This is a genomic window from Mesorhizobium sp. B1-1-1 (genome assembly GCF_006442955.1).
In the GTDB taxonomy this organism is placed as follows: domain Bacteria; phylum Pseudomonadota; class Alphaproteobacteria; order Rhizobiales; family Rhizobiaceae; genus Mesorhizobium.
In genome coordinates this window covers 223,249-245,678 of the sequence record NZ_VFWW01000012.1, presented here as the reverse complement: position 1 = coordinate 245,678, position 22,430 = coordinate 223,249, and the positions used below count along the sequence as shown (strand labels likewise).

The window sequence follows — 22,430 nt, the reverse complement described above, 5'->3', positions numbered from 1 at the left end:
GGGAAGTCGAGCGATGGCCAGCGATCGCATCGCAAGAGCCGGCGACTACGTGCTTGGCCTGATGAACGATGCAGAGCGCGAACGGGCCGAGCGCGATCTGGAGATCGATCCAGCCTTTCGCGATGCCGTGGTCCAGCTTGCTGAGCACCTGCATATTTTCGACCGCACCGAAGCCGCCGGTGGCGCGGAGCGCTGGCGGCAGATCACGCAGCGCATCGGCGACTTGCCGCAGATGCGCGCTGTCGGTCTTGAGGACGCTAAACCGGTGATCCGGGGCCCCGCCAAGCCGCATGATGTCGGCTTCTATTCTCTCGGCGACCGGCGCGGACTTGCGGTCGCCATTGGACTGGTCGTGGCTTTCGCATTGGGTTATCTGGCGGGAAAGCTATAGCCCACATTGGCGCGACATCAGCGCCATCGGCTCCCCGTTCTGCCTGAACGGCTCGACGACCCTCCAACCAAGCCTCATGTAGAAATCGCGCGCCTCCCACGTGTAGAGATAAAGCGCCTCCACGCCGAGCGATGTGGCATGAGCTTCGATTGCCCTGACCAGCGCAGTGCCGATCCCTCGGTGCTGGTGCTCGGGAGCGATGGCCAGGCCGGCCAGCCATGGTGTCAGATCATGCGCCGGTTCGAGTTCGTCGCGGACCAGCAGGCAGGTCCCGACCGGCACGTCGCCGATCCGGGCCACGAACGCCGTTTCGAAGCCGTCGCCGTGCAGCAGTTTACGAAGTCCGGCCACGTCGTCGTCCAGCGTTCGTCCGGTGCCCGTGAAAAAGGCGGCAACGCGCAATCGCGCCACCGCTGCAATGTCACGTTCGTTCATGGGTTCGACTGTCAACTGCACCATTGGCCTGGGGTCGTGTTTCTTGCGAGACGTCTGCGTCTACCCGGCAGCGACTTCCAAAACAAAACCGCCGGGACCATGCCCGGCGGTTTGCTGTCGGTTTGGCAGATCAATACGGGCAGGCGTTGTCGGCGGTGTAGTCGTGCACCTCGACCTTGCCGGCGATGATGTCGGCCTTGGCCTTCTCGACCGCCGCCTTCATCTCGTCGGTAACCAGCGCCTTGTTGTTATCGTCCATGGCGTAGTCGACACCGCCTTCCTTGAGGCCGAGATTTTCGACGCCACCCTTGAAGGTGCCGTTCTTGCCGTCCATGAAGGCGGTGTAGACGGCAACGTCGACGCGCTTCAGCATCGAGGTCAGGACCTTGCCGGGCTGGAGGCCGTTCTGGTTGGAATCGACACCGATGCCGAGCTTGCCGGCATCAGCCGCCGCCTGCAGCACACCGACGCCGGTGCCGCCCGCGGCCGCATAGACCACGTCGGAACCCTGGTCGATCTGCGTCTTGGCGATCTCGCCGCCCTTGGCCGGGTCGTTCCAGGCGGCCGGCGTGTCGCCGGTCATGTTCTGGATGACGTCGGTCGCGCCTGCCGATTTGGCGCCGCCGACATAGCCGCATTCGAACTTGCGGATCAGCGGAATGTCCATGCCGCCGACAAAGCTCACCTTCTTCGTCTTGGAGGCCATCGCCGCCATGATGCCGACGAGATAGGAGCCTTCATTCTCCTTGAATACGAGCGAGCGGACATTGGGCAGATCGACGGCATCGTCGATGATGGCGAAGTTGAGATCGGGATATTCGGTCGCGACCTTCTTCAGTGCATCCTCCCAGGCGAAGCCGGCCATGACGATCGGGTTGTGGCCGTCCTCGGCGAAGCGGCGCAACGCCTGCTCGCGTTGCGAAGCGTTGGAGACCTCGAACTCGACATAGGGGACGCCGGTCTCTGTCTTGAACTTTTCGGCGCCATGGTAGGCCGCCTCGTTGAAGGATTTGTCGAACTTGCCGCCGAGATCATAAAGGATGGCCGGCTGCACATCCGCGGCGAAAGCCGGAAGAACCATTGCAGTTGCGGCCAGAAGGCCGAGAACGATACGTTTCATGTGATCCACACCCTGTCGGTTATTTTTTTCCGTTACGCCCGCCCGCCTGCCCGGTTCTCCGGCATGCGCGCGACGTCAGCCAGGAGTGTATATTCCCCTCCCGCTCAGCGGCAATCTGGCACGGCCCGAAACAAAATTCACGTGGAATTTTGACCTTTTGGAAAAGCATGGCGGGGTGCGATGCCCGTGCCCTTCAGGCGAATTGCCCCGTGCGCCGCTGCCGCCTGTAGCCGATGGCGTAGAGCAGCAAGGCAAGCACCGCGAACACGGCAAAGCCCGGCTGGTTGAGCACCCAGGCGATGGCGCCGTCCCATAGCAGCGGGCCGGCCTTGGCGCGAACGAAGCTTTCAAAGGCGGCGCGCGTGTCGGGCGACACGGCCAGCCAGCTCGCATTGAGCGGGGTCAGCACCAGTGCCGAGGCGGCCACAGTGCGTGTCGTGTCAAGCACCGCCATGATGACCGAAATCGACAGCGCGACCATGGCCGCGAGACGAAAGACAAAGCGAAACATCAAAGACCTTTCCCCTGGCCGATCCTCAACATCCTCCCGAGGATCTCCGGCGGTGTTCCGAACGAGAAATAGAGCGCGCAGGCCCTATTCGCAATCACGGCACGCGAATTGAATCGCGGCCGACGCAGCCTAGCCGGCCGGCCTGCGCTTGCGCCGGTTGGCGAGCCAGACGGCGAGAATGCCGCCGGCAATGGCGCCGACCACCAGCCCGGCCAGGCCGATGAAGGCGGCGAAGTAGCCGCACGCACCCTCAAAGCAACTCACGTCGGTGATATCGGCGATGAGCGAACCGGCCAGGAAGCCACCCACCGCGCCGACGACCGCGCCGAGGATGATGCCGAGCAGCGCGGCGACAATGGAAACGAAGACCGACGGCGCTTCGGCTCGCGGCCTGGCATAAACGGTCTCGGCGCCGGAGCCGCGGCGCAACAGGTAGATGCAAAGCAGGCCGATGGCGATCTCGGCGGCGGTGATGGCCAGGCTTCTGGCGGAGAAGACGAAGCCCGGCACGGCGAGTGCGTAAGCGTGACTTGCCAGCAGCCATATGATCGTGGCGGCCTGCCAGATGGTGAAATGGCTGGGGAAGCGCGCCGAACGGCCGAAGGCGAGGCCGAGCAGGTAAAGCCCCCATAGGATGGTGATGATGTCGGCGACGAGCCCGCTGAAGAGGAAATAGAAAACGGGGTCCGGCAGGCCTGAACTCCCCACCAGCCACAAGGCCGACGCCAGCCAATAGACCGACAGGGCCATAACGATAACCAGCCAGCCCACCGGGACATAGGAAAGTCCGCTGTCCAGATGTCGGGCCGGGATCTTTCCCTCGGCCGGTGGCTGTCCGTTGTCCGGCGTACCGCCCGGAATTCCGCTGCTTGACGTCATGTTGCGACGATGCCCCCCGCAAAGCCTTTCGGACACTCGACAGGCCGCTCGGGACGAAGTCAAGCGCGGCTGGCCTCGCAGCCTTGCCCGTGCACATCATCAAGCAGCGATTGAAGTGGCGGGACTCCAAACGGATGTGCCGGCGGCCCCCATGAACGCCGTGTGGCCGGCAAAGCGAATTGACCGCCGTTATGGCTTGGCATTCGGCGCCGGATCGACTAGATGAGCCCCGCGCCTGTTGCTTCGACGGCTCAGGTGCGGGCAGGGCGTCCGCTGGTTGGCGGCGCCCGGTGCGGGCAGTTCCGCACGCATCCCCAAAGGGAGAGCATCTCCCCAACCCGCGCGGCGAAACCGGCCGACGCGAAAGGCAAGGACGGAGAGGTGGCCGAGTGGTTGAAGGCGCACGCCTGGAAAGTGTGTTTACGGGAAACCGTAACGCGGGTTCGAATCCCGCTCTCTCCGCCATCCTGCTTCGCTCTTCGAGCTTCGCAGGATTGGCTCAATCGACAGCGCGAAGCAGGATGCCCTCCGAAGCTTCAGCGTAGGAGGGCAGGGTCATCAACCTTGCCGACCGGCTTGCACGATTAAAAAAGCAGCTGTTAGTTTCGAGCGCTTTGGGAAGCGCGTCGAGTGATCCTTGGGCATTCTATGAACACGCCGCCCCCGACCCGGTTTTGGAATTCCCGGTGATCTGGTAATGGGTGATCCCGACCACAGGAGATGGCATGCCGGACGATGTAATGGTGCGCGACAGCAACGGCGCTCAGTTGAATGACGGCGATTCCGTCACGCTGATCAAGGACCTCAAGGTCAAGGGCACTTCGGAGACGATCAAGCGCGGCACGTTGGTGAAGAACATTCGCCTTAACGGTAATCCCGGTGAGATCGAATGCAGTACCAGGCAAGTGAAGGGCCTGGTGCTCAAAACCGAGTTCGTAAAGAAGGCGTGACCCTCAAGGCGGTCGAGCCGCAGGGGTAGAATGCGTTTACCGGCGGCGAGCCGTTTCGTCGGCCAACCTGTTACCCCTTACGACTGACGATATCGCTGGAGCGCCAGGACGCGTTCACCACTTCAAACTCATTCCGCCGAAAATCTTTATAAGATTCCTATTTCTTTCCGCTTTGCCCCGTCTCGAACCTTTATGGCGATCGGGTCCATATTCCGCTTTGAGAAAAACGTCTGACGCCGTCACCAATCCAGGTTGGCGCGCCGTTTCATGTAGTCGCCAAGCTGCTTCGAGCGGGCGCAAAGTGGAAAAATCAAAGCAAGGACAAGCACAATGGACATCATTGTTCTCGGGATCGGGGTTTTGTTTTTCGCCCTCTCCTTTGCCTACGTCAAAGCCTGCGACAGAATTTGAGCGATCGGGACATGCTTGTCGATTACATCCTCGGTGGCGGCGTGACGTTGTTCCTGCTCGCCTACCTGACATACGCACTGATCCGCCCGGAACGCTTCTGACCGGCGCACGGAAAGCCAAATCATGACTATCAACGGATGGATACAGATCCTCCTCTATTGCGGGATCCTGGTTTTGCTCGTGAAGCCGCTGGGCGGCTACATGCATCGCGTCTTCACCGGCGACCGCAGCTTGCTGTCGCCGGTGCTCGGCCCCGTCGAGCGGGGCCTTTATCGCCTGGCTGGAACCGGCGACCAGGAGCAGCACTGGACGGGCTATGCCGCCGCCATGCTGTTGTTCAACCTTGCCGGTTTCCTGGCGCTCTATTTCCTCCAGCGCCTGCAAGGCGGCCTGCCCTACAACCCGGCCGGCATGAGCGCGGTCGAACCGGGGCTCGCCTTCAACACCGCGGCCAGCTTCATGACCAACACCAACTGGCAGAACTACGGCGGCGAGAGCACGATGTCCTATCTCGTGCAGATGGCCGGCCTCACAGTGCAGAACTTCCTGTCGGCGGCCACCGGCATCGCCATCGCCATGGCGCTGATCCGCGGCTTTGCCCGCGCTTCCGGCAAGTCGATCGGGAATTTCTGGGTCGATATGACCCGTGCCACGCTCTACGTGCTTTTGCCGCTCTGCGTCGTGCTCACCCTGGTCTATGTCTGGCTCGGAATGCCGCAGACGCTGGGAGCCTATGTCGGCGCCACCACGCTCGAAGGCGCGCAGCAGACCATCGCCGTCGGGCCGGTCGCCTCGCAGATCGCCATCAAGATGCTCGGCACCAATGGCGGCGGCTTCTTCAACGCCAATGCCGCGCATCCCTTCGAGAATCCGGACGCCATCTCCAACCTGATCCAGATGCTGTCGATCTTCGCCATCGGTGCTGCCTTGACCAACGTCTTCGGCCGCATGGTCGGCAACCAGCGCCAGGGCTGGGCGATCCTGGCCGCCATGGGCGCGCTGTTCATCGCCGGGGTTGCGGTCTGCTATTGGGCGGAAGCCGCCGGCAATCCGCTGGTCCATGCGCTGGGCATCGAGGGCGGCAATATGGAAGGTAAGGAAACCCGCTTCGGCATCGCGCTCTCGGCGCTGTTCGCGGTCATCACCACGGCGGCTTCCTGCGGCGCGGTCAATGCCATGCATGACAGTTTCACCGCGCTCGGCGGCATGATCCCGCTCATCAACATGCAGCTCGGCGAAGTCATCGTCGGCGGCGTCGGCGCCGGCTTCTACGGCATCCTGATGTTCATCCTGATCGCCGTCTTCGTCGCCGGCCTGATGGTCGGGCGCACGCCCGAATATCTCGGCAAGAAGATCGAGGCCAAGGAGGTCAAGATGGCGATGCTGGCGATCCTGTGCCTGCCGCTGGCGATGCTGACCTTCACGGCCATCGCGGTGGTCCTGCCGAGCGCCGTGGCATCGATCGCCAATGGCGGTCCGCACGGCTTCTCCGAGATCCTCTACGCCTATACGTCGGCGGCGGCGAACAACGGCTCGGCCTTCGGCGGCCTCACCGGCAACACGCCCTGGTACAACATCACGCTGGGTCTCGGCATGCTCATGGGCCGTTTCCTGGTCATCATCCCGGCGCTCGCCATCGCCGGCTCGCTGGCGGCGAAGAAGACCGTGTCCGCCTCGGCCGGCACGTTCCCGACCGACGGCCCGCTGTTCGTCGGGCTGCTGGTCGGCGTCATCGTCATCGTCGGCGGCCTGACCTTCTTCCCGGCGCTCGCCGTCGGGCCGATCGTCGAGCATCTGGCCGCCATCCACGGGCAGACATTCTGAGACGGAAGTGTCTTGGCTGAAACGGAAATGTCCTGGTTCAACAACAGGCATCGCAACGATCGCCATCTCGCCGACAACGGAAAGGAGGAACGGCCTCCTCCTTTCCCCACCATGTCGACATTCCTCGGCATCGCCGCCGTCATGATCGTTCTGTGGTTGCTGGCCTACGGGCTTCCGCATCTTCTTTCGGCATCCGACCGCTCGGTGCCGTCCAACAACACCGAAGCTGGAGCTTCAAAATGAGCCAGTCGAAATCAGCCAGCATCATGGATGCCGGCATCCTGTGGCCCGCCATCGGCGGCGCCTTCAAAAAGCTGAACCCACGCACATTGGCCAGGAACCCGGTGATGTTCGTCGTTGCCGTCGTCTCGGCGCTGACATCAGTGCTTTTCGTCAAGGACCTCGCCAGCGGGCGCGGCAACCTCGGCTTCACCATCCAGATCATCATCTGGCTGTGGTTCACCGTGCTGTTTGCCAACTTCGCCGAAGCCGTCGCCGAAGGCCGCGGCAAGGCGCAGGCCGATTCGCTGCGCAAGGCGCGCACCGAGACCCAGGCCAAGCTCCTGACCGGCGAGGACCGAACGAAATTCAAGCTGGTGCCCGGCACCAGCCTGAAGGTGGGCGACGCCGTGCTGGTCGAGGCCGGCGACATCATCCCCTCCGACGGCGAGGTGATCGAAGGCGTGGCTTCGGTCAACGAGGCGGCGATCACGGGCGAATCGGCGCCCGTCATTCGCGAATCCGGCGGCGACCGCTCCGCGGTCACCGGCGGCACGCAGGTGCTCTCCGACTGGATCCGCGTGCGCATCACCGCCGCCGCCGGCCACACCTTTCTCGACCGCATGATCTCGCTGGTCGAGGGCGCCGAGCGCCAGAAGACCCCGAACGAGATCGCGCTCAACATCCTGCTGGTCGGCATGACGCTTATCTTCGTGCTGGCCACCGCTACCATCCCGAGCTTCGCTTCCTATTCGGGGGGCTATATCCCGGTCACGGTGCTCGTCGCTTTGTTCGTGACCTTGATCCCGACCACTATCGGCGCGCTTTTGTCGGCCATCGGCATCGCCGGCATGGACCGTCTGGTGCGCTTCAATGTGCTCGCCATGTCCGGCCGCGCCGTGGAGGCGGCCGGCGACGTCGACACGCTTTTGCTCGACAAGACCGGCACGATCACGCTCGGCAACCGCCAGGCGACCGAATTCCGCCCGGTCAAGGGCGTCACCGAGCAGGAACTGGCCGATGCGGCACAGCTTGCCTCGCTCGCCGACGAAACGCCGGAAGGCCGCTCGATCGTCGTGCTGGCCAAGGAGAAATACGCCATCCGCGCCCGCGACATGGCGACACTGCACGCCACCTTCGTGCCCTTCACCGCGCAGACCCGCATGAGCGGCGTCGACATAGACGGCTCCTCGGTGCGCAAGGGCGCGGTCGATTCCGTGCTCGCCCATGTCAACCAGTCGACTGTCGCCAGCCACGCGACGCGCCCCAGCAGCGATACGATCAGGGATCTGCAGGCGATCGCCGACGAGGTCGCCAAATCGGGCGGCACGCCGCTTGCGGTCGAGCGCGACGGGCGTCTGCTCGGCATCGTGCACCTCAAGGACATCGTCAAGGGCGGCATCCGCGAACGCTTCGCCGAGCTGCGCAGCATGGGCATACGCACGGTGATGATCACAGGGGACAATCCGATAACGGCGGCGGCGATCGCGGCGGAAGCCGGCGTCGACGACTTCCTTGCCCAGGCGACGCCGGAGGACAAGCTGAAGCTGATCCGCGACGAGCAGGCCAAGGGCAAGCTGGTCGCCATGTGCGGCGACGGCACCAACGACGCGCCGGCCCTTGCCCAGGCCGACGTCGGCGTCGCCATGAACACCGGCACGGTGGCGGCGCGCGAGGCCGGCAACATGGTCGACCTCGACAGCGATCCGACCAAGCTGATCGAGATCGTCGAGATCGGCAAGGCGCTGCTGATGACGCGCGGTTCGCTGACCACCTTCTCCATCGCCAATGACGTGGCCAAGTACTTCGCCATCATCCCGGCCATGTTCGCCGTGTTCTACGTCGCACCCGGCCAGACCACAGGTCCGCTGCAGGCGCTCAACATCATGCATCTGGCGACGCCGCAGAGCGCCATCCTGTCGGCCATCATCTTCAATGCGCTGATCATCATCGCGCTGATCCCGCTGTCGCTGCGCGGCGTCAAATACCGGGCGATCGGCGCCGGGGCGCTGCTCAGCCGCAACCTGCTCGTCTACGGCCTCGGCGGCATCATCGTGCCGTTCGCCGGCATCAAGATAATCGACATGGCCGTCACGGCCCTCGGCCTTGCATAAGGGATCATTCCGATGCTCAAGCAAATCAGACCCGCGATCGTCATGATCGTCTTCTTCACCGTGCTGACCGGGCTCATCTATCCCATCGGCATGACCGGCATCGCCCAGGCGCTGTTCCCGAAACAGGCCAATGGCAGCCTGATCGAGAAGGACGGCAAGGTGGTGGGTTCGGAACTAATCGGCCAGGCCTTCGCCAGCGACCGCTATTTCCACGGCCGGCCCTCGGCGGCCGGCAATGGCTATGACGGCGGCGCCTCCAGCGGCTCGAATCTGGGTCCGACCAACCTCAAGCTGATCGAGCGCATCAAGGGCGACGCGGCGAAGTTGAAGGCCGAAAACCCCAATGCGCCGGTTCCGATGGGCCTTTTCACGACATCGGGCAGCGGGCTCGATCCCGACATCAGCCCCGAGGACGCTTCTTTCCAGGTTCCGCGTGTCGCCAAGGCCAGGGGTATCGATGAAGCCAAGGTCAAGGCGCTCGTCGACAGCCATGTCGAGGACCGGGAGCTCAGCGTCCTGGGCGAGCCGGTGGTCAATGTGCTGGCCCTCAACCTCGCATTGGACGACACAGCCAAGCAATGAAGAACGGCGCCGGGGATCGACACCGTCCCCGGCGCCGTTCAAACTGGATGCCGATGCCGGACGACAGAAGCAACGTCGAAAACAGACCTTCCCCCGACGCGCTGCTCGAGCATGCCGAGCGCGAGGGCCGCGGGCGTCTGCGCATCTTCCTGGGCGCGGCACCGGGCGTCGGCAAAACCTACGAAATGCTGATGTCGGGACGCGCCAGGCTGGCCGACGGCATCGACGTGGTGATCGGCGTCGTCGAGACGCACGGCCGCAAGGAAACGCTGGCCCTGGTCGAGGGCTACGAGGTCATTCCCCGCCGCCCGGTCGAATACAAGGGGCGCACCCTCGACGAGATGGACATAGACGCCATCCTGGCACGCCGCCCGGCACTGGTCCTGGTCGACGAACTCGCCCACACAAACGCGCCCGGCAGCCGTCACCCCAAGCGCTATCTCGACGTGCAGGAAATCCTGGCGCGCGGCATCGACGTCTACACGACGCTCAACATCCAGCATGTCGAAAGCCTGAACGACGTCGTCGCCCAGATCACGCGGGTCAGGGTGCGCGAGACGGTTCCCGATTCCATCATCGACCAGGCCGACGACGTCGAAATCATCGATCTGACGCCCGACGACCTGATCAAGCGGCTGGAGGAAGGCAAGGTCTATTTCCCCAACACCGCCCAGCGCGCCATCGAGAACTATTTCTCGCCGGGCAATCTGACGGCGCTGCGCGAACTGGCGCTGCGCCGCACCGCCCAGCGTGTCGACGAACAACTGCTCAACCACATGCAGTCCCATGCCATCCAGGGCCCATGGGCGGCGGGGGAAAGGGTGCTCGTTTGCCTCGACGCGCGTCCGGGCGGGGCGGCGCGCGTGCGCTATGCGCGCAGGCTGGCCGACCGGCTCCGCGCGCCATGGACGGCGCTTCATGTCGACACGCCTCGTTCGGCCGCCATGTCGGAAGAAGAGAAGGACAGGCTGGCGAACCATCTGCGCCTCGCCGAGCAACTCGGCGCCGAGGTGACGACCATTCCGGGCCAGAACGTCGCGCAGGACATCGTGCGCCATGCGACGGCAAACAATTTCACCCATATCGTGGTCGGCAGGCCGACCCGGTCGCGCTGGCGGGAATTGATCGAGGGCTCGCTCACCTATGATCTGATCCGCAATGCCGGCGACATCAGCGTCCATGTCATCTCGGGAACCGAGCGCGATACCGACGCAGCCTCGAGAAAGGTCAGGACGGCGGCCGAGCAGCGGCCGTTCCAGATATGGCCGTATCTGTTCGCCACGGCCTATGTCGCGGGCTCGCTGGCCGTCGGCACGGTTCTCGATCAGTTCCTCGACGTGCGCAATCTGGCGATCGTGCTGCTGCTGGCGGTGCTGACATCGGCGGTGACGTTCGGACTGTGGCCTGCCCTGTACGCCTGTTTCCTGAGCGCCCTTGCCTTCAACTACTTCTTCCTCGAGCCGCGCTATACACTGACGATCAGGGATCCCGAGAGCATCGTTGCGTTTGCCGTCTTCCTCGTCGTTGCCGTCATCGCCAGCAACCTGACGGCGCGCGTGCAGCGCCAGGCCGCCGCCGCCCGCTCACGCGCGCGGGCCACGGAGGACATCTACCTGTTTTCCAAGAAACTGGCTGGCGCCGGTACGCTCGACGACGTCCTGTGGGCCACCGCCTTCCAGATCGCCTCGATGCTGAAATTGCGGGTGGTGCTGCTTTTGCCCGAAAACGGCGCCATCACCGTCAAGGCGGGCTATCCGCCCGACGATACGCTGGCCGAGGCCGATATCGCCGCCGCCCGCTGGGCTTGGGAGCACGACCGCGCCGCCGGCCGCGGCGCCGATACGCTGCCCGGTGCGAAGCGGCTCTATCTGCCGCTGCGCACCGGACGCACGGCGGTCGGCGTGGTCGGCCTCGACAACGACAAGCAAGGTCCGCTGCTGACGCCCGAGCAGCAGCGGCTGCTCGACGCGCTGGCCGACCAGGCAGCGGTCGCCATCGAGCGCATCCAGCTCGTCGCCGATGTCGACCGTGCCAAGCTCGCGGCCGAAGCCGACAGGCTGCGCTCGGCGTTGCTGACCTCCATCTCCCATGATCTGAAGACGCCGCTCGCCGCCATCATGGGCGCGGCCGGCACCCTCAGGGAGTTCGCGCCTGATCTGCCCGAGCAGGACCGGACGGAGCTGTTGTCGACGGTGGTCGACGAAGCGGAGCGGCTGAACCGCTTCATCGCCAATCTGCTCGACATGACCAAGATCGAATCCGGTGCGATGGAGCCCAACTATGCGCTGCATTATGTCGGCGACGCCGTCGGCACCGCGCTCGATCGCGCCCGCAAGATCACCAGCGAGCACAAGATCGAGGTCGATATTCCGCCCGACCTGCCGATGCTGAAGCTCGACCCCGTGCTGTTCGAGCAGGTCCTGTTCAATCTGCTCGACAATGCGTCGAAATATTCGCCGCCCGGCTCGACGATCCGCCTGCAGGGCTGGACCGACATCGGCTCCGTCGTGCTTCAGATCATGGATGAGGGATTGGGCATCCCTCCGCAGGATCTTGAGCGCGTGTTCGATACTTTCTACCGGGTGCGCAAGGGCGACCAGGTGCGCGCCGGCACCGGGCTCGGCCTGTCGATCTGCCGCGGCTTCATCGAGGCGATGGGCGGCACGATCTCGGCCGCCAACCGGACCGACCGTTCGGGTGCTGCCTTCACCATCAGGATGCCGGTGCCGGCGGAACTGTCCGGCAATCGCATCGGCTCCAGCGCGGATCAGCCTCGATGACCAATTCGAACGTCAGGATACTGGTCGTCGATGACGAGCCGCCGATCCGCAAGCTGCTCCGGGTCGGCCTCGCCAGCCAGGGCTACGCGGTCAGCGAGGCGCCGAACGCCAAGGCGGCTATCGAGCTGATGGTGCAGGAAAAACCGGATCTCGTGCTGCTCGACCTTGGCCTGCCTGGCATGAGCGGCCATGAACTGCTGCGCAAATGGCGCGACGACGGCTTCGACATGCCGGTGGTCATTCTCTCCAGCCGCACCGACGAGGCCGGCATCGTCGACGCGCTCGAACTCGGCGCCGACGACTACATCACCAAGCCGTTCGGAATGAATGAGCTGGTGGCGCGCATCCGCGTGGCACTGCGGCACAAGTTCCAGCAGCAGGGCGAGAGGCCGGTGTTCCAAACCGGTGATCTCAGCGTCGACCTGGTCAAGCGCATCGTCAAGGTCGGGGGCAAGGAGGTGAAGCTGTCGCCCAAGGAATACGACATTCTGCGCATTCTCGTGCAGTATGCGGGCAAGGTTCTCACGCACCAGTTCCTGCTGAAGCAGGTGTGGAACGATTCGACCGACGTGCAGTATCTGCGGGTCTATGTCCGGCAGTTGCGGCAGAAGATCGAGAAGACGCCGGACCAGCCGCGCTACATCACCACCGAGACCGGCGTCGGCTACCGCCTGCGCGAGGTCGAATGAGCGTTGCCTGGCCTGATTAGCCGACAGCTTCCGGCAGCCGGTTCGCGGTCGTCGATGTGCGCAGGGCGGCGAGGCAGCCAATGATGCCGAGCGGCACGAAGGCGAGGAACAGCCAGGTTGCCACATCAGCCGCCGCGTCCCGGTTCAGGCCTTGCGAGAAGCCGCTGGCATTGGCGACGATGCCGGCAAGGGCGGCACCCACCGCATAGCCGATGCGCTGCATGGTCGGCACCGCGGCCGAGGCGATGGTCTGCTCATCACCCGGCGCGGAGGCCACGATGACGCGCGTCAGGAACGGCCAGGCAACGCCGAAGCCGCCACCCTGCAAAAGGGCGCATACCAGGATCAGCGGGATCGAGCCTGCCGGGATGGTGTAGGCGAAACCAGCGAGGCCGGTGGCGATCATCAGGGCGCCGATGACGATGATCGATCTCTCACGCTCCTGTGGCGCGTTGGCGACAAGGATCGACAGGATCGACCAGGCGATCGATTCGGCGGCGATGATGTAGCCGGTGGTCAGGAGCGGAACGTGGTGCAGCGTGGTCAGAAGCAGCGGGCCGTAAATGGCAAAGGAACAGGTCGCCACCGAGAAGGCGGCGACCATGGTCATGCCGCTGCCGACCGGCGTGCGCCACGAGAACAGCCGCGAGGGGAAAAGCCGCGATTTCGGCTTCCGCGCATCGATACGGAAGAACAGCACAAGGCCGATCAGGCCGAGCACCATCAGCAGCGACGAGCGCAGAAGGGCGATATCGACCCCCGCCGAGGCGATCAGCACGACGGCGACGGCAAGGCAGCCAAGCGCTATGAGCGGGAAGGGTGGTGCCTTGCCCGCGCCGGCACTCGGCCTCGTCGCTTCCGGCGTGTCGAGCACGACGAAGCTCGCCAGCGCCATCGCCGCACCGCCGAACACGAAGATGCCGAACGCCCAGCGCCATGACAGAAGCTCTGTCATGATCGCGCCAAGCATCGGCCCGCTGAAGGCGGCGACGCCCCAGATCGCCGACATGATACCGAAAAGCTGCGGCCAGATGGCCCGCGGAAACAGGCGCTCCACCGAGACGAAAGCCAGCGACACCAGCGCGCCGCCGCCCAGGCCCTCGATCAGGCGCCCGGCCAGGAACAATTGCATCGAGGGCGCGGTGGCGCAGATCAGCGCGCCGGCCGCGTAAAGCAGCGCCGCGACCACCATGTTGGTGCGCAGCGCCACATAGCTGACCAGCCGTCCGGCCGCGGCACCGGCGACGATGGCGCCCAGTTCATAGATCGCCAGCGACCAGCCGACGAGCTGCACGCCCGCCAGTTCGCCGATCATGGCGGGCATGACGGTCGCCACCATCGTCTCGTTGGTGGCGTGCAGCAGGATGCCGAGGCTGATGAAGCAGAAGCGCGCGAGGTCGCCGCTCGCCCACAATGCGCGCCAGTCGACCCTGTTTGTGCTGATGTCGGTCACTTCGGTCCCTCGAATTTCATATCCCGATGCAAACGCATGGCGCCAGGAGCCGGCCGGCAGGACCATGGTCGGATGGGTTTGTAGAACCTCAACCAAGCTTGAGCTCAAGCGATTTTTTGGACATGTTCGTGGATGCCCGCATCCCTGGCCGGCCGGCATCGCCGGCCAATCAGTTCTCCGTGCTGCGCAGCTGGAACTGGCTGACACCGATGGCGAAATTGATGCCGGTCTGGGTCTGCAGGCTGAGCGGCTGCAAGGTGAAGGACTGCGAGGAGCCGCCAACCAGCAGATTGGCCCCGGCGCCGACGGTTGCCGTCACCTCGGCGCTGGCGCCGACATAGTCGCCGGCCAATGCGCCCGGCGCGTAGATGTTCTTCAGCGGCGTCAGCACCAGCCATCGCATCACCGCCTGCTTGGTCGTGCCGATGTCGAGGCCGTATTTGTTGACCGCGCCGAAATAGGCTTCCGGCGCGAAAGTCTTGTCGGCAGGGGTGAAGGTGCAGCTCAGATCCTTGCTCGAGCCGAAGATGAAGCCGGTGCCGCCCGATATGGCGCATTCAAGTGTGCCGAGCTCGATGCCCTGGTCCTGTGCCTGGGCCAAGGCGGGGCTGGCAATGGCAACGATGGCAGCAAGGATCATTTTGCGTGTCATGGGCCCCTCGTGCATTCGCTGCAGCCATCTTTGAGGAGCAGATGACACTGCTTCGCGAGCGAAGGATGCCAGGTCAGTGCACGGGGTCCGGTCGGTGATCGTCGGGCTTTGGCCGGCAACCGTCTATGGCGGGATGTATCGTCCACTGGTTCTGAGGCTCCTGCTGGGATGCGACGGTCAATGGCGATCCTGCCGTCTCAACGGCTTCACACCAGCGCGCGGGGCTGCCGTCGGGAACCGGGGATTCGTTCCAGCTGCCGTTCCAGGTGCCGATCTTCTGACAGTGCTTGATGGGATGGATTTCGTTCCAGCCGTCATGTGCCGAATCGTAGACCCACGTTCCCTTGACGAACAGGATGTCCGCGCCGCGGCGCGTCGGATCGTTGACGTGAAGATCGCCGAGATTCTCGTCGAGATCCGTCGGATTGGCTGTGTCGAGCAGGCCGACTATGCCGCCTATGATGACGATGACCGCCGCGATGAGCGACAGGACCGCGCAGGCGATCCAGCCGAAGAAGGGAATGGCGCAAGCAACCGCGGCGGCCGTGGCGACTGGAATTGCGGCAAGGCAGGCTATCATGAGGTCGTAGACGCCGGCGCCTTCGAACTCGCAATGCAGCACCGCGGTCGGGTCGTCATTGGCCCATTGGCGCGCTTCCTGACCTTTCCAGTCGAGGCCCGCGCCCTGGATCGCAGGCGTGTTGGCGATCAGGCGTCCAAACGGCGCTATCTTTTCGGCCGTTGCCTGGTTGGTGAATTCGACGACATTGGCCGGCACCAGATTGAGACTGTAGTCGGTGTCGAACCGGTCCAGTCCCGACTTCTCCTCCGGCGGATCGACCTTGAGCAGCCAGCCCACCGCGCATTCGTCGCCACCGAGACAGATCAGCCGGTCGTACAGCCACCAGCGGCAATAGGCCAATATGGCCGCAAGCGCCACCAGCATGGCGGCCGGTCCGGGAAGGGCGCCCACAAGGATGAGCGGCAAAGCGACCACGGCCGCCGCAATGATCATCTGCCCGTATTGTTTGCCGTGGTGATTTCCGACCGATACGCATTTGGTGTAGTGCCGATAAGCCATGGCGACCCCCTATCGCTCGACATAGAGCGTCACGCCGCCGGCGAGGCCGCGGGCCGAGAAAGCATGAACGTTGATTGCCTTACGGCCGGTGAAACCGGCTGGCGGTTCAATATTGACAGTGACGGGGATTTCCTCACCCGGGGCAAGGTCCGCTTGTGCGGGCTCGAACGTGACAAGCCAGCCGGCGGGCAAAGGATGCGATTGACGGGTGTGGCCGACAGGCACTGCCGCGATGGTGCCGGGGAAGGTGCGCAAGGGCCGGCGACGCGGCCTCGGGCGAGGGCGCGGCTCACAGACCGGCAATTCAGGAAGGGAATAGGCATCGGCCTCGAGACGAAATCCCATCCTCTCCCGCTCGCCATTGCGCAGGCGAAATTCAAATCTTGCGGGCGAATGGGCGACACCGACGGTGGTGTTGTCCTGGCCTAGGTTGTTGTTCGGGTTCGCATCGTCGAGCCAGTCGAGCAGGACCTGGATGCAATAGTGACTAGGCGCTGCCGGAGTTCGCCATTTGACCGACGCGAAAGCCGGATGGTTGGCCCCGCCCTTGACGCCGAGATCGGTCCTGGTCTCATCGATCCAATGCGACACCGTGCCGATGCCGAAACTCAGATAGGAGAATTTCACCGGCAGATCGACGACCGGGGCCTCGGTCGAGTTGTTCCAGATACGGGCGACGATTTCATATTCGGTGTCGGGCGCCAGCATATGTGGTGCGACAGGATTGCCGCCGCTTCGGATCTCGATGTCGGGGTTGTCCCATGTGACGGCGAGGCCCTGGCCCATCAAATAATACTGCGCGTAGATCAGGGGATCCGGGCGTTTATAGGCGGGGTCGCTGATCTTGACGCAACGTTGCGGCCCGCTTCGGTCCAACCGATCGGGGAGCTTCATTCTTTCGCAGAGCAATCTGGCGAGGGCGCAGATCCGGGCAGCGATCTGGCGCAGGTTCGATGGCCACTCGGTGAACGCGTCGGCGAGCGCGTTCAGGAAATCCAGTACTTTGGGGAGCGGGTTCATGGCCAGTCCGCGGCCATTTCGTCAACGTCGCTGTCGACGCATGAAAAACCAGACAGCGGCAATCAAGAATGGTGCGAGTATCAGAAGAAGTTCGAAGGATCCCGACCCGCCATCGGGCGAAAATCCGAATAACTGCTCGATGAAATCCATCACGGCCTCCGGCAGCTGCAACAAAATTGCATTCGACGATGTCTTTACATCTGCCGGAGCTCGCGCGCATTTTCGCGCAGAGCCAGCAACATTTCCGGTTGGTAGCACAGAACGAGCAAGTCTTCCATCGGCAATAATTTCGATCTGCTAGCTTGGCCTGGTCACAGCAGTTCGCAAATGCAAAGCGCGCGGCGGAACCAAGTCCATCGCGCGCTATTTTGATCATTGCGCGGTTGCCGTCCGTGCCGAGAAGATCAACGTGCCGTTACTTGAGAGAGTGGATCAGCTCAAGCGAGGTCACGGCAACGGCCAGGTTGACGCCGGTCTGTGCCTGGACGCTGAGCGGCTCCAGCATGAAGGCGCTGTCGAAGCCGCCGACCAGCAGATTGGCGCCGCCGCCGGTCACGACGCTCGCCTCGGCATTGACGCCGTAATAGCTGCCGGCAAGGTCGCCCGCGTCGCGGTCACGGGTCGCGGCAAACACGGCCCAGGCGAGTTGGCCCTGGTGCGTCTTGCCAACATCGACGCCGAGCTTGGAGATGACGCCGGTGTAAATCTCGGCCGGACCGTGATGATAGGGGCGGAAGACACAGGACACGCCCTTGTTGGATGTCACGATGTAGCCGGTGCCGCCGTCGATGGTGCAGTCGAGCGTGCCGAGCTGCAATCTGCCGGCGCTTGCCGGTGCAACAGCGAACATGGTCGTGGCGAGCGCAGCGGCGCAGACGAGTTTCTTGATCATGGGAGGTCCTTTCGCAAAACGCTTCAAAGTAACGGCTGGGTGACCAGACCGTTCCGCTGAAACCTTGGCGCGAACAAGGCAGGCGATCACGGCTTGCAGCGGGGTCAGCGCGCGGTTGCCGGATTGATGGCGATCTACGGCGATACGTGTCCTTTCGGACACGCATCCGACGCGTGGGCTTGGCCGGCCTTGCCTGATGTCAGCTGACGCGGGCGAGGCCATCCTTGGCAGGCTGGTAGGTGGGATCGAGCCGAACGGCTTCCCGGTAGGACTTGGCCGCCTTGGCCTTGTCGCCGCGCCGCTCGTAGATCAGCGCCTGGTTGGACCAGGCTTCGGCGTTTTTGCCGTCGAGCTTGATGGCCATGTTGAAATCGGAGAAGGCATTGTCCTCGTCATTGGTGGCGAGATAGGAAAGGCCGCGGCCATTATACGGCTCGGCGGCGTCCGGGGCCAGCGAGATGGCGGTCGAGAAATCCTCGATGGCGAATTTGTGCTGGCCCTGGCTCTGATAGATCAGGCCCCGATTGTGATAGGCGCGGGCATCGGTCGTGTCGAGCTGGATCGCCTTCTGGAAGTCGTTGAAGGCTTCCTGGGTGCGGCCGGCCTTGCGGTAGAGATTGCCACGGCCGATATAGGCGGCATCGTAGTTGCCATTGATCTGGATCGAGCGGTTGTAGTCCGCCAGCGCTGCTTCCTGATTGCCGAGGAAGCGCTGGATGAGCGCACGGTTCGAATAGGCCTGGTAGAAATTCGGGTTAAGCTGGATGGCCTGGTTGAAATCCTTGAGCGCCGCCTGGTATTGGCCGCCCCGGCCATAGGCCGAGCCGCGCACATTGTAGCCTTCAGGATCCTGCGGATTGCGCTGAATCACCGCCGACAGCGAGGAGATATTCTCGCTCGACCCTTGCGCCTTGTCGATGTTGTTGAACTCGCCGGTCGGGCCTGAGGTCTGGCAGCCGGCAAGCATCAATCCGGAAAGCAGGGCTGTCGCCAGGGCAAAGCCACGAAATGTGGTTTTGCTCTCCACGCTGATTGCGTTCATGTCTGCCCTGTCCTCACTTGCCGCGTCATTCAGGTCCGGATCCCCCCTCCGGGCCGGGTCACATCAAAATAAAAAGGTGGCGGCGATTCCGCATCGCGCCACCCCTGGTATCCTTCGAAAAGGACGAAATATTGGCGTTAATCAGCGCGGCGGACGCGCTGCGCCGGCGGCACCGCCAGCAGCCACCGGACGCGGCGTCATCGGCAGCAGACCTTCGCGCTGTGCACGCTTGCGGGCCAGCTTGCGGGCTCGGCGCACGGCTTCGGCCTTTTCACGGGCGCGCTTCTCGGAAGGCTTCTCGTAGTGACCGCGCATCTTCATTTCGCGGAAGATGCCTTCGCGCTGCATCTTCTTCTTGAGAGCGCGAAGCGCCTGATCAACATTGTTGTCGCGGACGAGTACCTGCACGGGCAATCCTGTCTTTCGGGTTTGATATCAACAGGCAAGCGGCCATAGCCACTAGCCTCCGCGGCGATTTACACCACGAATTGTGGCGGCTGATAGCAGAATCACGCCGCGCTGTCCACAGCCGAAATGAAGGGAGGCGGCCAAATCGCCCAGCGGGCGCTCGCAAGGTAGGCAGCCAACTACGCGGTGGCCAGATGCAACCGCTCAAAATCCTCGAAGAATTCGCCATAGTCGCAGGTTATCTCTTCGCCGGCCGCTATGTCGCGGGTCGCGGTTGCCCCGCCATATTGCGAAAAGTCCGTGTTCGGCGTCGCCGAATGGTTCATGAAGCGGCCATTGTCGACCTCATAGACCATGAAGCCGGGCCGGTCGGGGCTGGGATAGGCGTAGCGGTCGAGCAGTTCCCTGAGATGCGAGGGTGCCGCCTGGTATTTTTCCAGCGGGATCAGCCGGTCGAAATCCGGGTCGAGCCGCCAGATCGAGGCGCCTTTCCTGATCGGCTCGGCGGCGAACACGCCGACGCCCTCGATTGCGCTTTGGGCGACATAGGTTTTGATCAGCAGCATGGTTCCGGCCCGTTTCCAAGGAGAGAACGGAATCGTCAATTCGAGCCCAAATGCAAGCCCGGATTGCGACATCGCGGCCCGCGTTGATCCGCATGCCGGCGCCGAAACCGCTCACGTCCGGTTGATCGACACGCCGCCGTCGGCGAACAGTGCGGTTCCGGTGGTGAAGCTCGACGCCTCGGAGGCAAGATAAAGCGCCGAGCGGGCGATCTCTTCCGGCCGGGCCATCCGCTTCAAGGCATGGATGCCTTCGACGAACGTGCGGGCCTCGGGCGTGGTTGTGGTCGCGCCGGGCGTGTCTGTGCCGCCTGGCAGCAGTGCGTTGACGCGCAACCCCTTCGGCCCGTACTCGGCGGCCAGCACTTGCGTCAGGCCGATCAGGCCGGCCTTGGCCGCGGCGTAGGCCGCCATGCCTGGCATGCCGGCGGTATAGCCGACGAAGCTGGAGGTGAAGACCAGCGATCCGCCGCCACGCTCCAGCATCGCCGGTATCTGATGCCTGGCGGCCAGATAGGCGCTGGTCAGATTGGTATCCATCGTGTCATGCCACGACGCCGGCGGCAGGTCCGGCAGCGGCGCCATCATGCCGACAGCGCCGGCATTGTTGAATGCAATGTCGAGACCACCGAAGCTACCGGTCGCGAGATCGACCAGCGCCTTCGCATAGGCTTCGTCCCTGACGTCGCCGGCAAGAGCGATCGCAGTGCCGCCGGTTTCCACGATCTCCTCGACAAGCCTATCGAGCTCGGCCTGGCGGCGCGCGGCGGCGACGACCTTGGCTCCTTCCTCGGCAAAGAGCTTTGCAGTGGCGCGGCCGATGCCGGAACTGGCGCCAGTGACGATGGCGATCTTGTTGGCGAGTGCGAGCATGTTTCTGTCATCCTTCCGCTAAGCCGGCTTGCCGGCGGTCGGATGCGTCGTCGCAAATGAGCATGGCCGCAGCCACCCGAAAGCTGCGAACCCGCCGATTTTCCCTGGCCTCGCACGCCGCGGCCGGTTGCGGCGCAAAACGGCAAGAGCCGTCGCAAACAGCGCAAGGGTGGCAGCGCTGTTTCGCTAGTGATACACCTCGCGCGCCGGGAGAAATTGCTAGCCCGGCCGCAAATCCGCGAGACTTTGGCGCGAGGCTGGAACGTGAAGAAATACTCTGTATTCGCCATCGCGCGTGAGGCCATGCGCGGCCACAAGGGCTGGGAGGAGCAATGGTCCTCGCCGGAGCCGAAGAAGGAATACGACGTCGTCATCGTGGGCGCCGGCGGCCATGGCCTGGCTACCGCCTATTATCTCGCCACCGTGCACGGCATCACCAATGTCGCGGTGCTGGAGAAGGGCTGGCTCGGTGGCGGCAATACCGGCCGCAACACCACCATCATCCGCTCCAACTACCTCTATGACGAGAGCGCCGGCATCTACGACCATGCGCTGAAATTGTGGGACGGGCTCAGCCAGGAGCTCAATTACAACGTCATGTATTCGGCGCGCGGCGTCATGATGCTGGCGCACAATGTGCACGACATCCAGGTGCTGAAGCGCCATGTCCACGCCAACCGGCTGAACGGCATCGACAATGAATGGCTCACACCCGAGCAGGCGAAGGAATTCTGCCCGCCGCTCAATATTTCCAGGGATGCGCGCTACCCGGTCGTCGGTGCCGCCTTGCAGCGGCGCGGCGGCACGGCGCGCCATGACGCGGTCGCCTGGGGGTATGCGCGCGGCGCCTCGGCGCGGGGCGTGCACATCATCCAGAATTGCGAGGTCACCGGCGTCAAGCGGGCGGCCAATGGCGCGGTCACCGGTGTCGAGACGACGCGCGGCTTCATCGGCGCCAAGAAGGTCGGCGTGGTCGCGGCCGGCCATTCCTCGGTCATTATGAACATGGCCGGCGTGCGAATGCCGCTGGAAAGCTATCCGCTGCAGGCGCTGGTGTCGGAGCCGGTCAAGCCTGTCGTTCCCTGCGTGGTGATGTCGAACACGGTGCATGCCTATATCTCGCAGTCCGACAAGGGCGAACTGGTGATCGGCGCCGGCACCGACCAGTACGTCTCCTACTCGCAGACCGGCGGCCTGCACATATTACAGCATACGCTGGACGCAATCTGCGAGATGTTCCCGATCTTCACGCGCATGAAGATGCTGCGCTCCTGGGGCGGCATCGTCGACGTCACGCCCGACCGCTCGCCGATCCTGGCCAAGACGCCGGTGCCCGGCCTCTACGTCAATTGCGGCTGGGGCACGGGCGGCTTCAAGGCGACACCCGGCTCCGGCCATGTCTTTGCCCACACCATCGCCAGGGACGATCCGCATCCGATCAACGCGCCCTTCACCATCGAGCGGTTCCGCACCGGCCGGTTGATCGACGAGGCGGCGGCGGCGGCGGTGGCGCATTGACGATGACTGAGCTGTAGGAACGA

The 22,430-nt window shown here is 63.9% G+C and carries 23 protein-coding genes and 1 tRNA gene; 11 read left to right on the top strand and 13 right to left on the bottom strand.

The window, feature by feature from the left end; all coding sequences use genetic code 11:
* Nucleotides 1–13: 13 nt before the first annotated feature.
* Nucleotides 14–391, top strand: a complete 378-nt coding sequence (locus FJ986_RS25025; RefSeq protein WP_140496352.1) for a hypothetical protein — start codon at nucleotides 14–16, stop codon at nucleotides 389–391.
* Here the strand turns inward: FJ986_RS25025 and FJ986_RS25020 are convergent.
* The 4 genes from FJ986_RS25020 to FJ986_RS25005 form a co-directional block, all read right to left on the bottom strand.
* Entirely contained in the window at nucleotides 386–826 is a 441-nt protein-coding gene (locus tag FJ986_RS25020; RefSeq protein WP_224655827.1) for a GNAT family N-acetyltransferase, read from the bottom strand. The two genes, FJ986_RS25025 and FJ986_RS25020, sit on opposite strands and share 6 nt — an antisense overlap.
* A 130-nt stretch (nucleotides 827–956) precedes the next feature.
* Nucleotides 957–1,946, bottom strand: a complete 990-nt coding sequence (locus FJ986_RS25015) for a BMP family ABC transporter substrate-binding protein (RefSeq protein ID WP_140496350.1) — start codon at nucleotides 1,944–1,946, stop codon at nucleotides 957–959.
* A 193-nt stretch (nucleotides 1,947–2,139) separates the two neighbouring features.
* On the bottom strand, nucleotides 2,140–2,457 hold the full coding sequence (locus tag FJ986_RS25010) for a hypothetical protein (protein ID WP_140513730.1): 318 nt from the start codon (nucleotides 2,455–2,457) through the stop codon (nucleotides 2,140–2,142).
* A gap of 129 nt (nucleotides 2,458–2,586) precedes the next feature.
* Nucleotides 2,587–3,336 (bottom strand): hypothetical protein, encoded by a 750-nt coding sequence (locus tag FJ986_RS25005; protein ID WP_224655828.1) that lies wholly within the window; start codon nucleotides 3,334–3,336, stop codon nucleotides 2,587–2,589.
* Nucleotides 3,337–3,711: 375 nt separating this feature from the next.
* Here FJ986_RS25005 and FJ986_RS25000 point away from each other — a divergent pair.
* The 9 genes from FJ986_RS25000 to FJ986_RS24960 all read left to right on the top strand — a co-directional run bounded on the left by FJ986_RS25000 (nucleotide 3,712) and on the right by FJ986_RS24960 (nucleotide 12,905).
* Nucleotides 3,712–3,801 (top strand) — tRNA-Ser (locus FJ986_RS25000).
* A 260-nt stretch (nucleotides 3,802–4,061) separates the two neighbouring features.
* Nucleotides 4,062–4,286 (top strand): alkylphosphonate utilization protein, encoded by a 225-nt coding sequence (locus FJ986_RS24995; protein ID WP_140624386.1) that lies wholly within the window; start codon nucleotides 4,062–4,064, stop codon nucleotides 4,284–4,286.
* Nucleotides 4,287–4,708: 422 nt separating this feature from the next.
* Entirely contained in the window at nucleotides 4,709–4,798 is a 90-nt protein-coding gene (kdpF, locus tag FJ986_RS24990; protein WP_015315765.1) for a K(+)-transporting ATPase subunit F, read from the top strand.
* 22 nt (nucleotides 4,799–4,820) lie between these two features.
* On the top strand, nucleotides 4,821–6,521 hold the full coding sequence (gene kdpA / locus FJ986_RS24985; RefSeq protein ID WP_140676103.1) for a potassium-transporting ATPase subunit KdpA: 1,701 nt from the start codon (nucleotides 4,821–4,823) through the stop codon (nucleotides 6,519–6,521).
* 12 nt (nucleotides 6,522–6,533) lie between these two features.
* Nucleotides 6,534–6,764 carry a hypothetical protein gene (locus tag FJ986_RS24980; RefSeq protein ID WP_246681829.1) on the top strand — a complete coding sequence of 77 codons (231 nt, stop codon included), beginning with the start codon at nucleotides 6,534–6,536 and terminating at the stop codon, nucleotides 6,762–6,764.
* On the top strand, nucleotides 6,761–8,854 hold the full coding sequence (kdpB, locus tag FJ986_RS24975) for a potassium-transporting ATPase subunit KdpB (RefSeq protein WP_140676100.1): 2,094 nt from the start codon (nucleotides 6,761–6,763) through the stop codon (nucleotides 8,852–8,854). The genes FJ986_RS24980 and kdpB overlap by 4 nt, the downstream gene beginning before the upstream one ends.
* Before the next feature lie 12 nt (nucleotides 8,855–8,866).
* Nucleotides 8,867–9,436 carry a potassium-transporting ATPase subunit KdpC gene (gene kdpC, locus FJ986_RS24970; protein ID WP_140676097.1) on the top strand — a complete coding sequence of 190 codons (570 nt, stop codon included), beginning with the start codon at nucleotides 8,867–8,869 and terminating at the stop codon, nucleotides 9,434–9,436.
* A gap of 53 nt (nucleotides 9,437–9,489) precedes the next feature.
* On the top strand, nucleotides 9,490–12,216 hold the full coding sequence (locus tag FJ986_RS24965) for a sensor histidine kinase KdpD (protein ID WP_140650164.1): 2,727 nt from the start codon (nucleotides 9,490–9,492) through the stop codon (nucleotides 12,214–12,216).
* Nucleotides 12,213–12,905 carry a response regulator transcription factor gene (locus FJ986_RS24960; RefSeq protein WP_140556501.1) on the top strand — a complete coding sequence of 231 codons (693 nt, stop codon included), beginning with the start codon at nucleotides 12,213–12,215 and terminating at the stop codon, nucleotides 12,903–12,905. The genes FJ986_RS24965 and FJ986_RS24960 overlap by 4 nt, the downstream gene beginning before the upstream one ends.
* A gap of 16 nt (nucleotides 12,906–12,921) precedes the next feature.
* Here the strand turns inward: FJ986_RS24960 and FJ986_RS24955 are convergent, their stop codons facing one another.
* The 9 genes from FJ986_RS24955 to FJ986_RS24915 form a co-directional block, all read right to left on the bottom strand.
* Nucleotides 12,922–14,358 (bottom strand): MFS transporter, encoded by a 1,437-nt coding sequence (locus FJ986_RS24955; protein ID WP_140650166.1) that lies wholly within the window; start codon nucleotides 14,356–14,358, stop codon nucleotides 12,922–12,924.
* Between the two features lie 169 nt (nucleotides 14,359–14,527).
* Nucleotides 14,528–15,010: a DUF992 domain-containing protein gene (locus FJ986_RS24950; RefSeq protein ID WP_140513722.1), complete on the bottom strand. Its 483-nt coding sequence runs from the start codon at nucleotides 15,008–15,010 to the stop codon at nucleotides 14,528–14,530.
* A 73-nt stretch (nucleotides 15,011–15,083) separates the two neighbouring features.
* Nucleotides 15,084–16,091: a hypothetical protein gene (locus tag FJ986_RS24945; RefSeq protein WP_140584305.1), complete on the bottom strand. Its 1,008-nt coding sequence runs from the start codon at nucleotides 16,089–16,091 to the stop codon at nucleotides 15,084–15,086.
* A gap of 9 nt (nucleotides 16,092–16,100) precedes the next feature.
* Complete coding sequence (locus FJ986_RS24940; protein WP_140650168.1) at nucleotides 16,101–17,111, bottom strand: hypothetical protein; 1,011 nt, start codon at nucleotides 17,109–17,111, stop codon at nucleotides 16,101–16,103.
* 415 nt (nucleotides 17,112–17,526) lie between these two features.
* Nucleotides 17,527–18,003 (bottom strand): DUF992 domain-containing protein, encoded by a 477-nt coding sequence (locus FJ986_RS24935; protein ID WP_140549556.1) that lies wholly within the window; start codon nucleotides 18,001–18,003, stop codon nucleotides 17,527–17,529.
* Between the two features lie 199 nt (nucleotides 18,004–18,202).
* A complete protein-coding gene (locus FJ986_RS24930) occupies nucleotides 18,203–19,045 on the bottom strand; it encodes a tetratricopeptide repeat protein (RefSeq protein ID WP_140496334.1) in 843 nt (280 codons plus the stop codon).
* Nucleotides 19,046–19,186: 141 nt separating this feature from the next.
* The gene (gene rpsU / locus FJ986_RS24925; RefSeq protein ID WP_010911429.1) at nucleotides 19,187–19,453 is read right to left on the bottom strand and encodes a 30S ribosomal protein S21; all 267 of its coding nucleotides are present in this window, start codon (nucleotides 19,451–19,453) and stop codon (nucleotides 19,187–19,189) included.
* A 179-nt stretch (nucleotides 19,454–19,632) separates the two neighbouring features.
* Complete coding sequence (locus tag FJ986_RS24920; protein ID WP_140513719.1) at nucleotides 19,633–20,019, bottom strand: SET domain-containing protein-lysine N-methyltransferase; 387 nt, start codon at nucleotides 20,017–20,019, stop codon at nucleotides 19,633–19,635.
* A 111-nt stretch (nucleotides 20,020–20,130) separates the two neighbouring features.
* Nucleotides 20,131–20,889, bottom strand: a complete 759-nt coding sequence (locus FJ986_RS24915) for an SDR family oxidoreductase (protein WP_140566153.1) — start codon at nucleotides 20,887–20,889, stop codon at nucleotides 20,131–20,133.
* A 264-nt stretch (nucleotides 20,890–21,153) separates the two neighbouring features.
* Here FJ986_RS24915 and FJ986_RS24910 point away from each other — a divergent pair, with 264 nt between their 5' ends.
* Nucleotides 21,154–22,407 (top strand): sarcosine oxidase subunit beta, encoded by a 1,254-nt coding sequence (locus tag FJ986_RS24910; protein ID WP_140624375.1) that lies wholly within the window; start codon nucleotides 21,154–21,156, stop codon nucleotides 22,405–22,407.
* Nucleotides 22,408–22,430 lie beyond the last annotated feature (23 nt).

Bases quoted from the DNA above. Each gene is read 5' to 3' on its own strand.
- FJ986_RS24915 (WP_140566153.1), bottom strand. From the start codon at position 20,889: ATGCTCGCACTCGCCAACAAGATCGCCATCGTCACTGGCGCCAGTTCC.
- FJ986_RS25020 (WP_224655827.1), bottom strand. From the start codon at position 826: ATGAACGAACGTGACATTGCAGCGGTGGCGCGATTGCGCGTTGCCGCC.
- FJ986_RS24945 (WP_140584305.1), bottom strand. From the start codon at position 16,091: ATGGCTTATCGGCACTACACCAAATGCGTATCGGTCGGAAATCACCAC.
- kdpB (WP_140676100.1), top strand. From the start codon at position 6,761: ATGAGCCAGTCGAAATCAGCCAGCATCATGGATGCCGGCATCCTGTGG.
- kdpA (WP_140676103.1), top strand. From the start codon at position 4,821: ATGACTATCAACGGATGGATACAGATCCTCCTCTATTGCGGGATCCTG.
- FJ986_RS24940 (WP_140650168.1), bottom strand. From the start codon at position 17,111: ATGAACCCGCTCCCCAAAGTACTGGATTTCCTGAACGCGCTCGCCGAC.
- FJ986_RS25015 (WP_140496350.1), bottom strand. From the start codon at position 1,946: ATGAAACGTATCGTTCTCGGCCTTCTGGCCGCAACTGCAATGGTTCTT.
- FJ986_RS24950 (WP_140513722.1), bottom strand. From the start codon at position 15,010: ATGACACGCAAAATGATCCTTGCTGCCATCGTTGCCATTGCCAGCCCC.
- FJ986_RS24995 (WP_140624386.1), top strand. From the start codon at position 4,062: ATGCCGGACGATGTAATGGTGCGCGACAGCAACGGCGCTCAGTTGAAT.
- kdpF (WP_015315765.1), top strand. From the start codon at position 4,709: ATGCTTGTCGATTACATCCTCGGTGGCGGCGTGACGTTGTTCCTGCTC.
- FJ986_RS24965 (WP_140650164.1), top strand. From the start codon at position 9,490: ATGCCGGACGACAGAAGCAACGTCGAAAACAGACCTTCCCCCGACGCG.
- FJ986_RS25010 (WP_140513730.1), bottom strand. From the start codon at position 2,457: ATGTTTCGCTTTGTCTTTCGTCTCGCGGCCATGGTCGCGCTGTCGATT.
- FJ986_RS24960 (WP_140556501.1), top strand. From the start codon at position 12,213: ATGACCAATTCGAACGTCAGGATACTGGTCGTCGATGACGAGCCGCCG.
- FJ986_RS25025 (WP_140496352.1), top strand. From the start codon at position 14: ATGGCCAGCGATCGCATCGCAAGAGCCGGCGACTACGTGCTTGGCCTG.
- kdpC (WP_140676097.1), top strand. From the start codon at position 8,867: ATGCTCAAGCAAATCAGACCCGCGATCGTCATGATCGTCTTCTTCACC.
- FJ986_RS24930 (WP_140496334.1), bottom strand. From the start codon at position 19,045: ATGAACGCAATCAGCGTGGAGAGCAAAACCACATTTCGTGGCTTTGCC.
- FJ986_RS25005 (WP_224655828.1), bottom strand. From the start codon at position 3,336: ATGACGTCAAGCAGCGGAATTCCGGGCGGTACGCCGGACAACGGACAG.
- FJ986_RS24935 (WP_140549556.1), bottom strand. From the start codon at position 18,003: ATGATCAAGAAACTCGTCTGCGCCGCTGCGCTCGCCACGACCATGTTC.
- FJ986_RS24920 (WP_140513719.1), bottom strand. From the start codon at position 20,019: ATGCTGCTGATCAAAACCTATGTCGCCCAAAGCGCAATCGAGGGCGTC.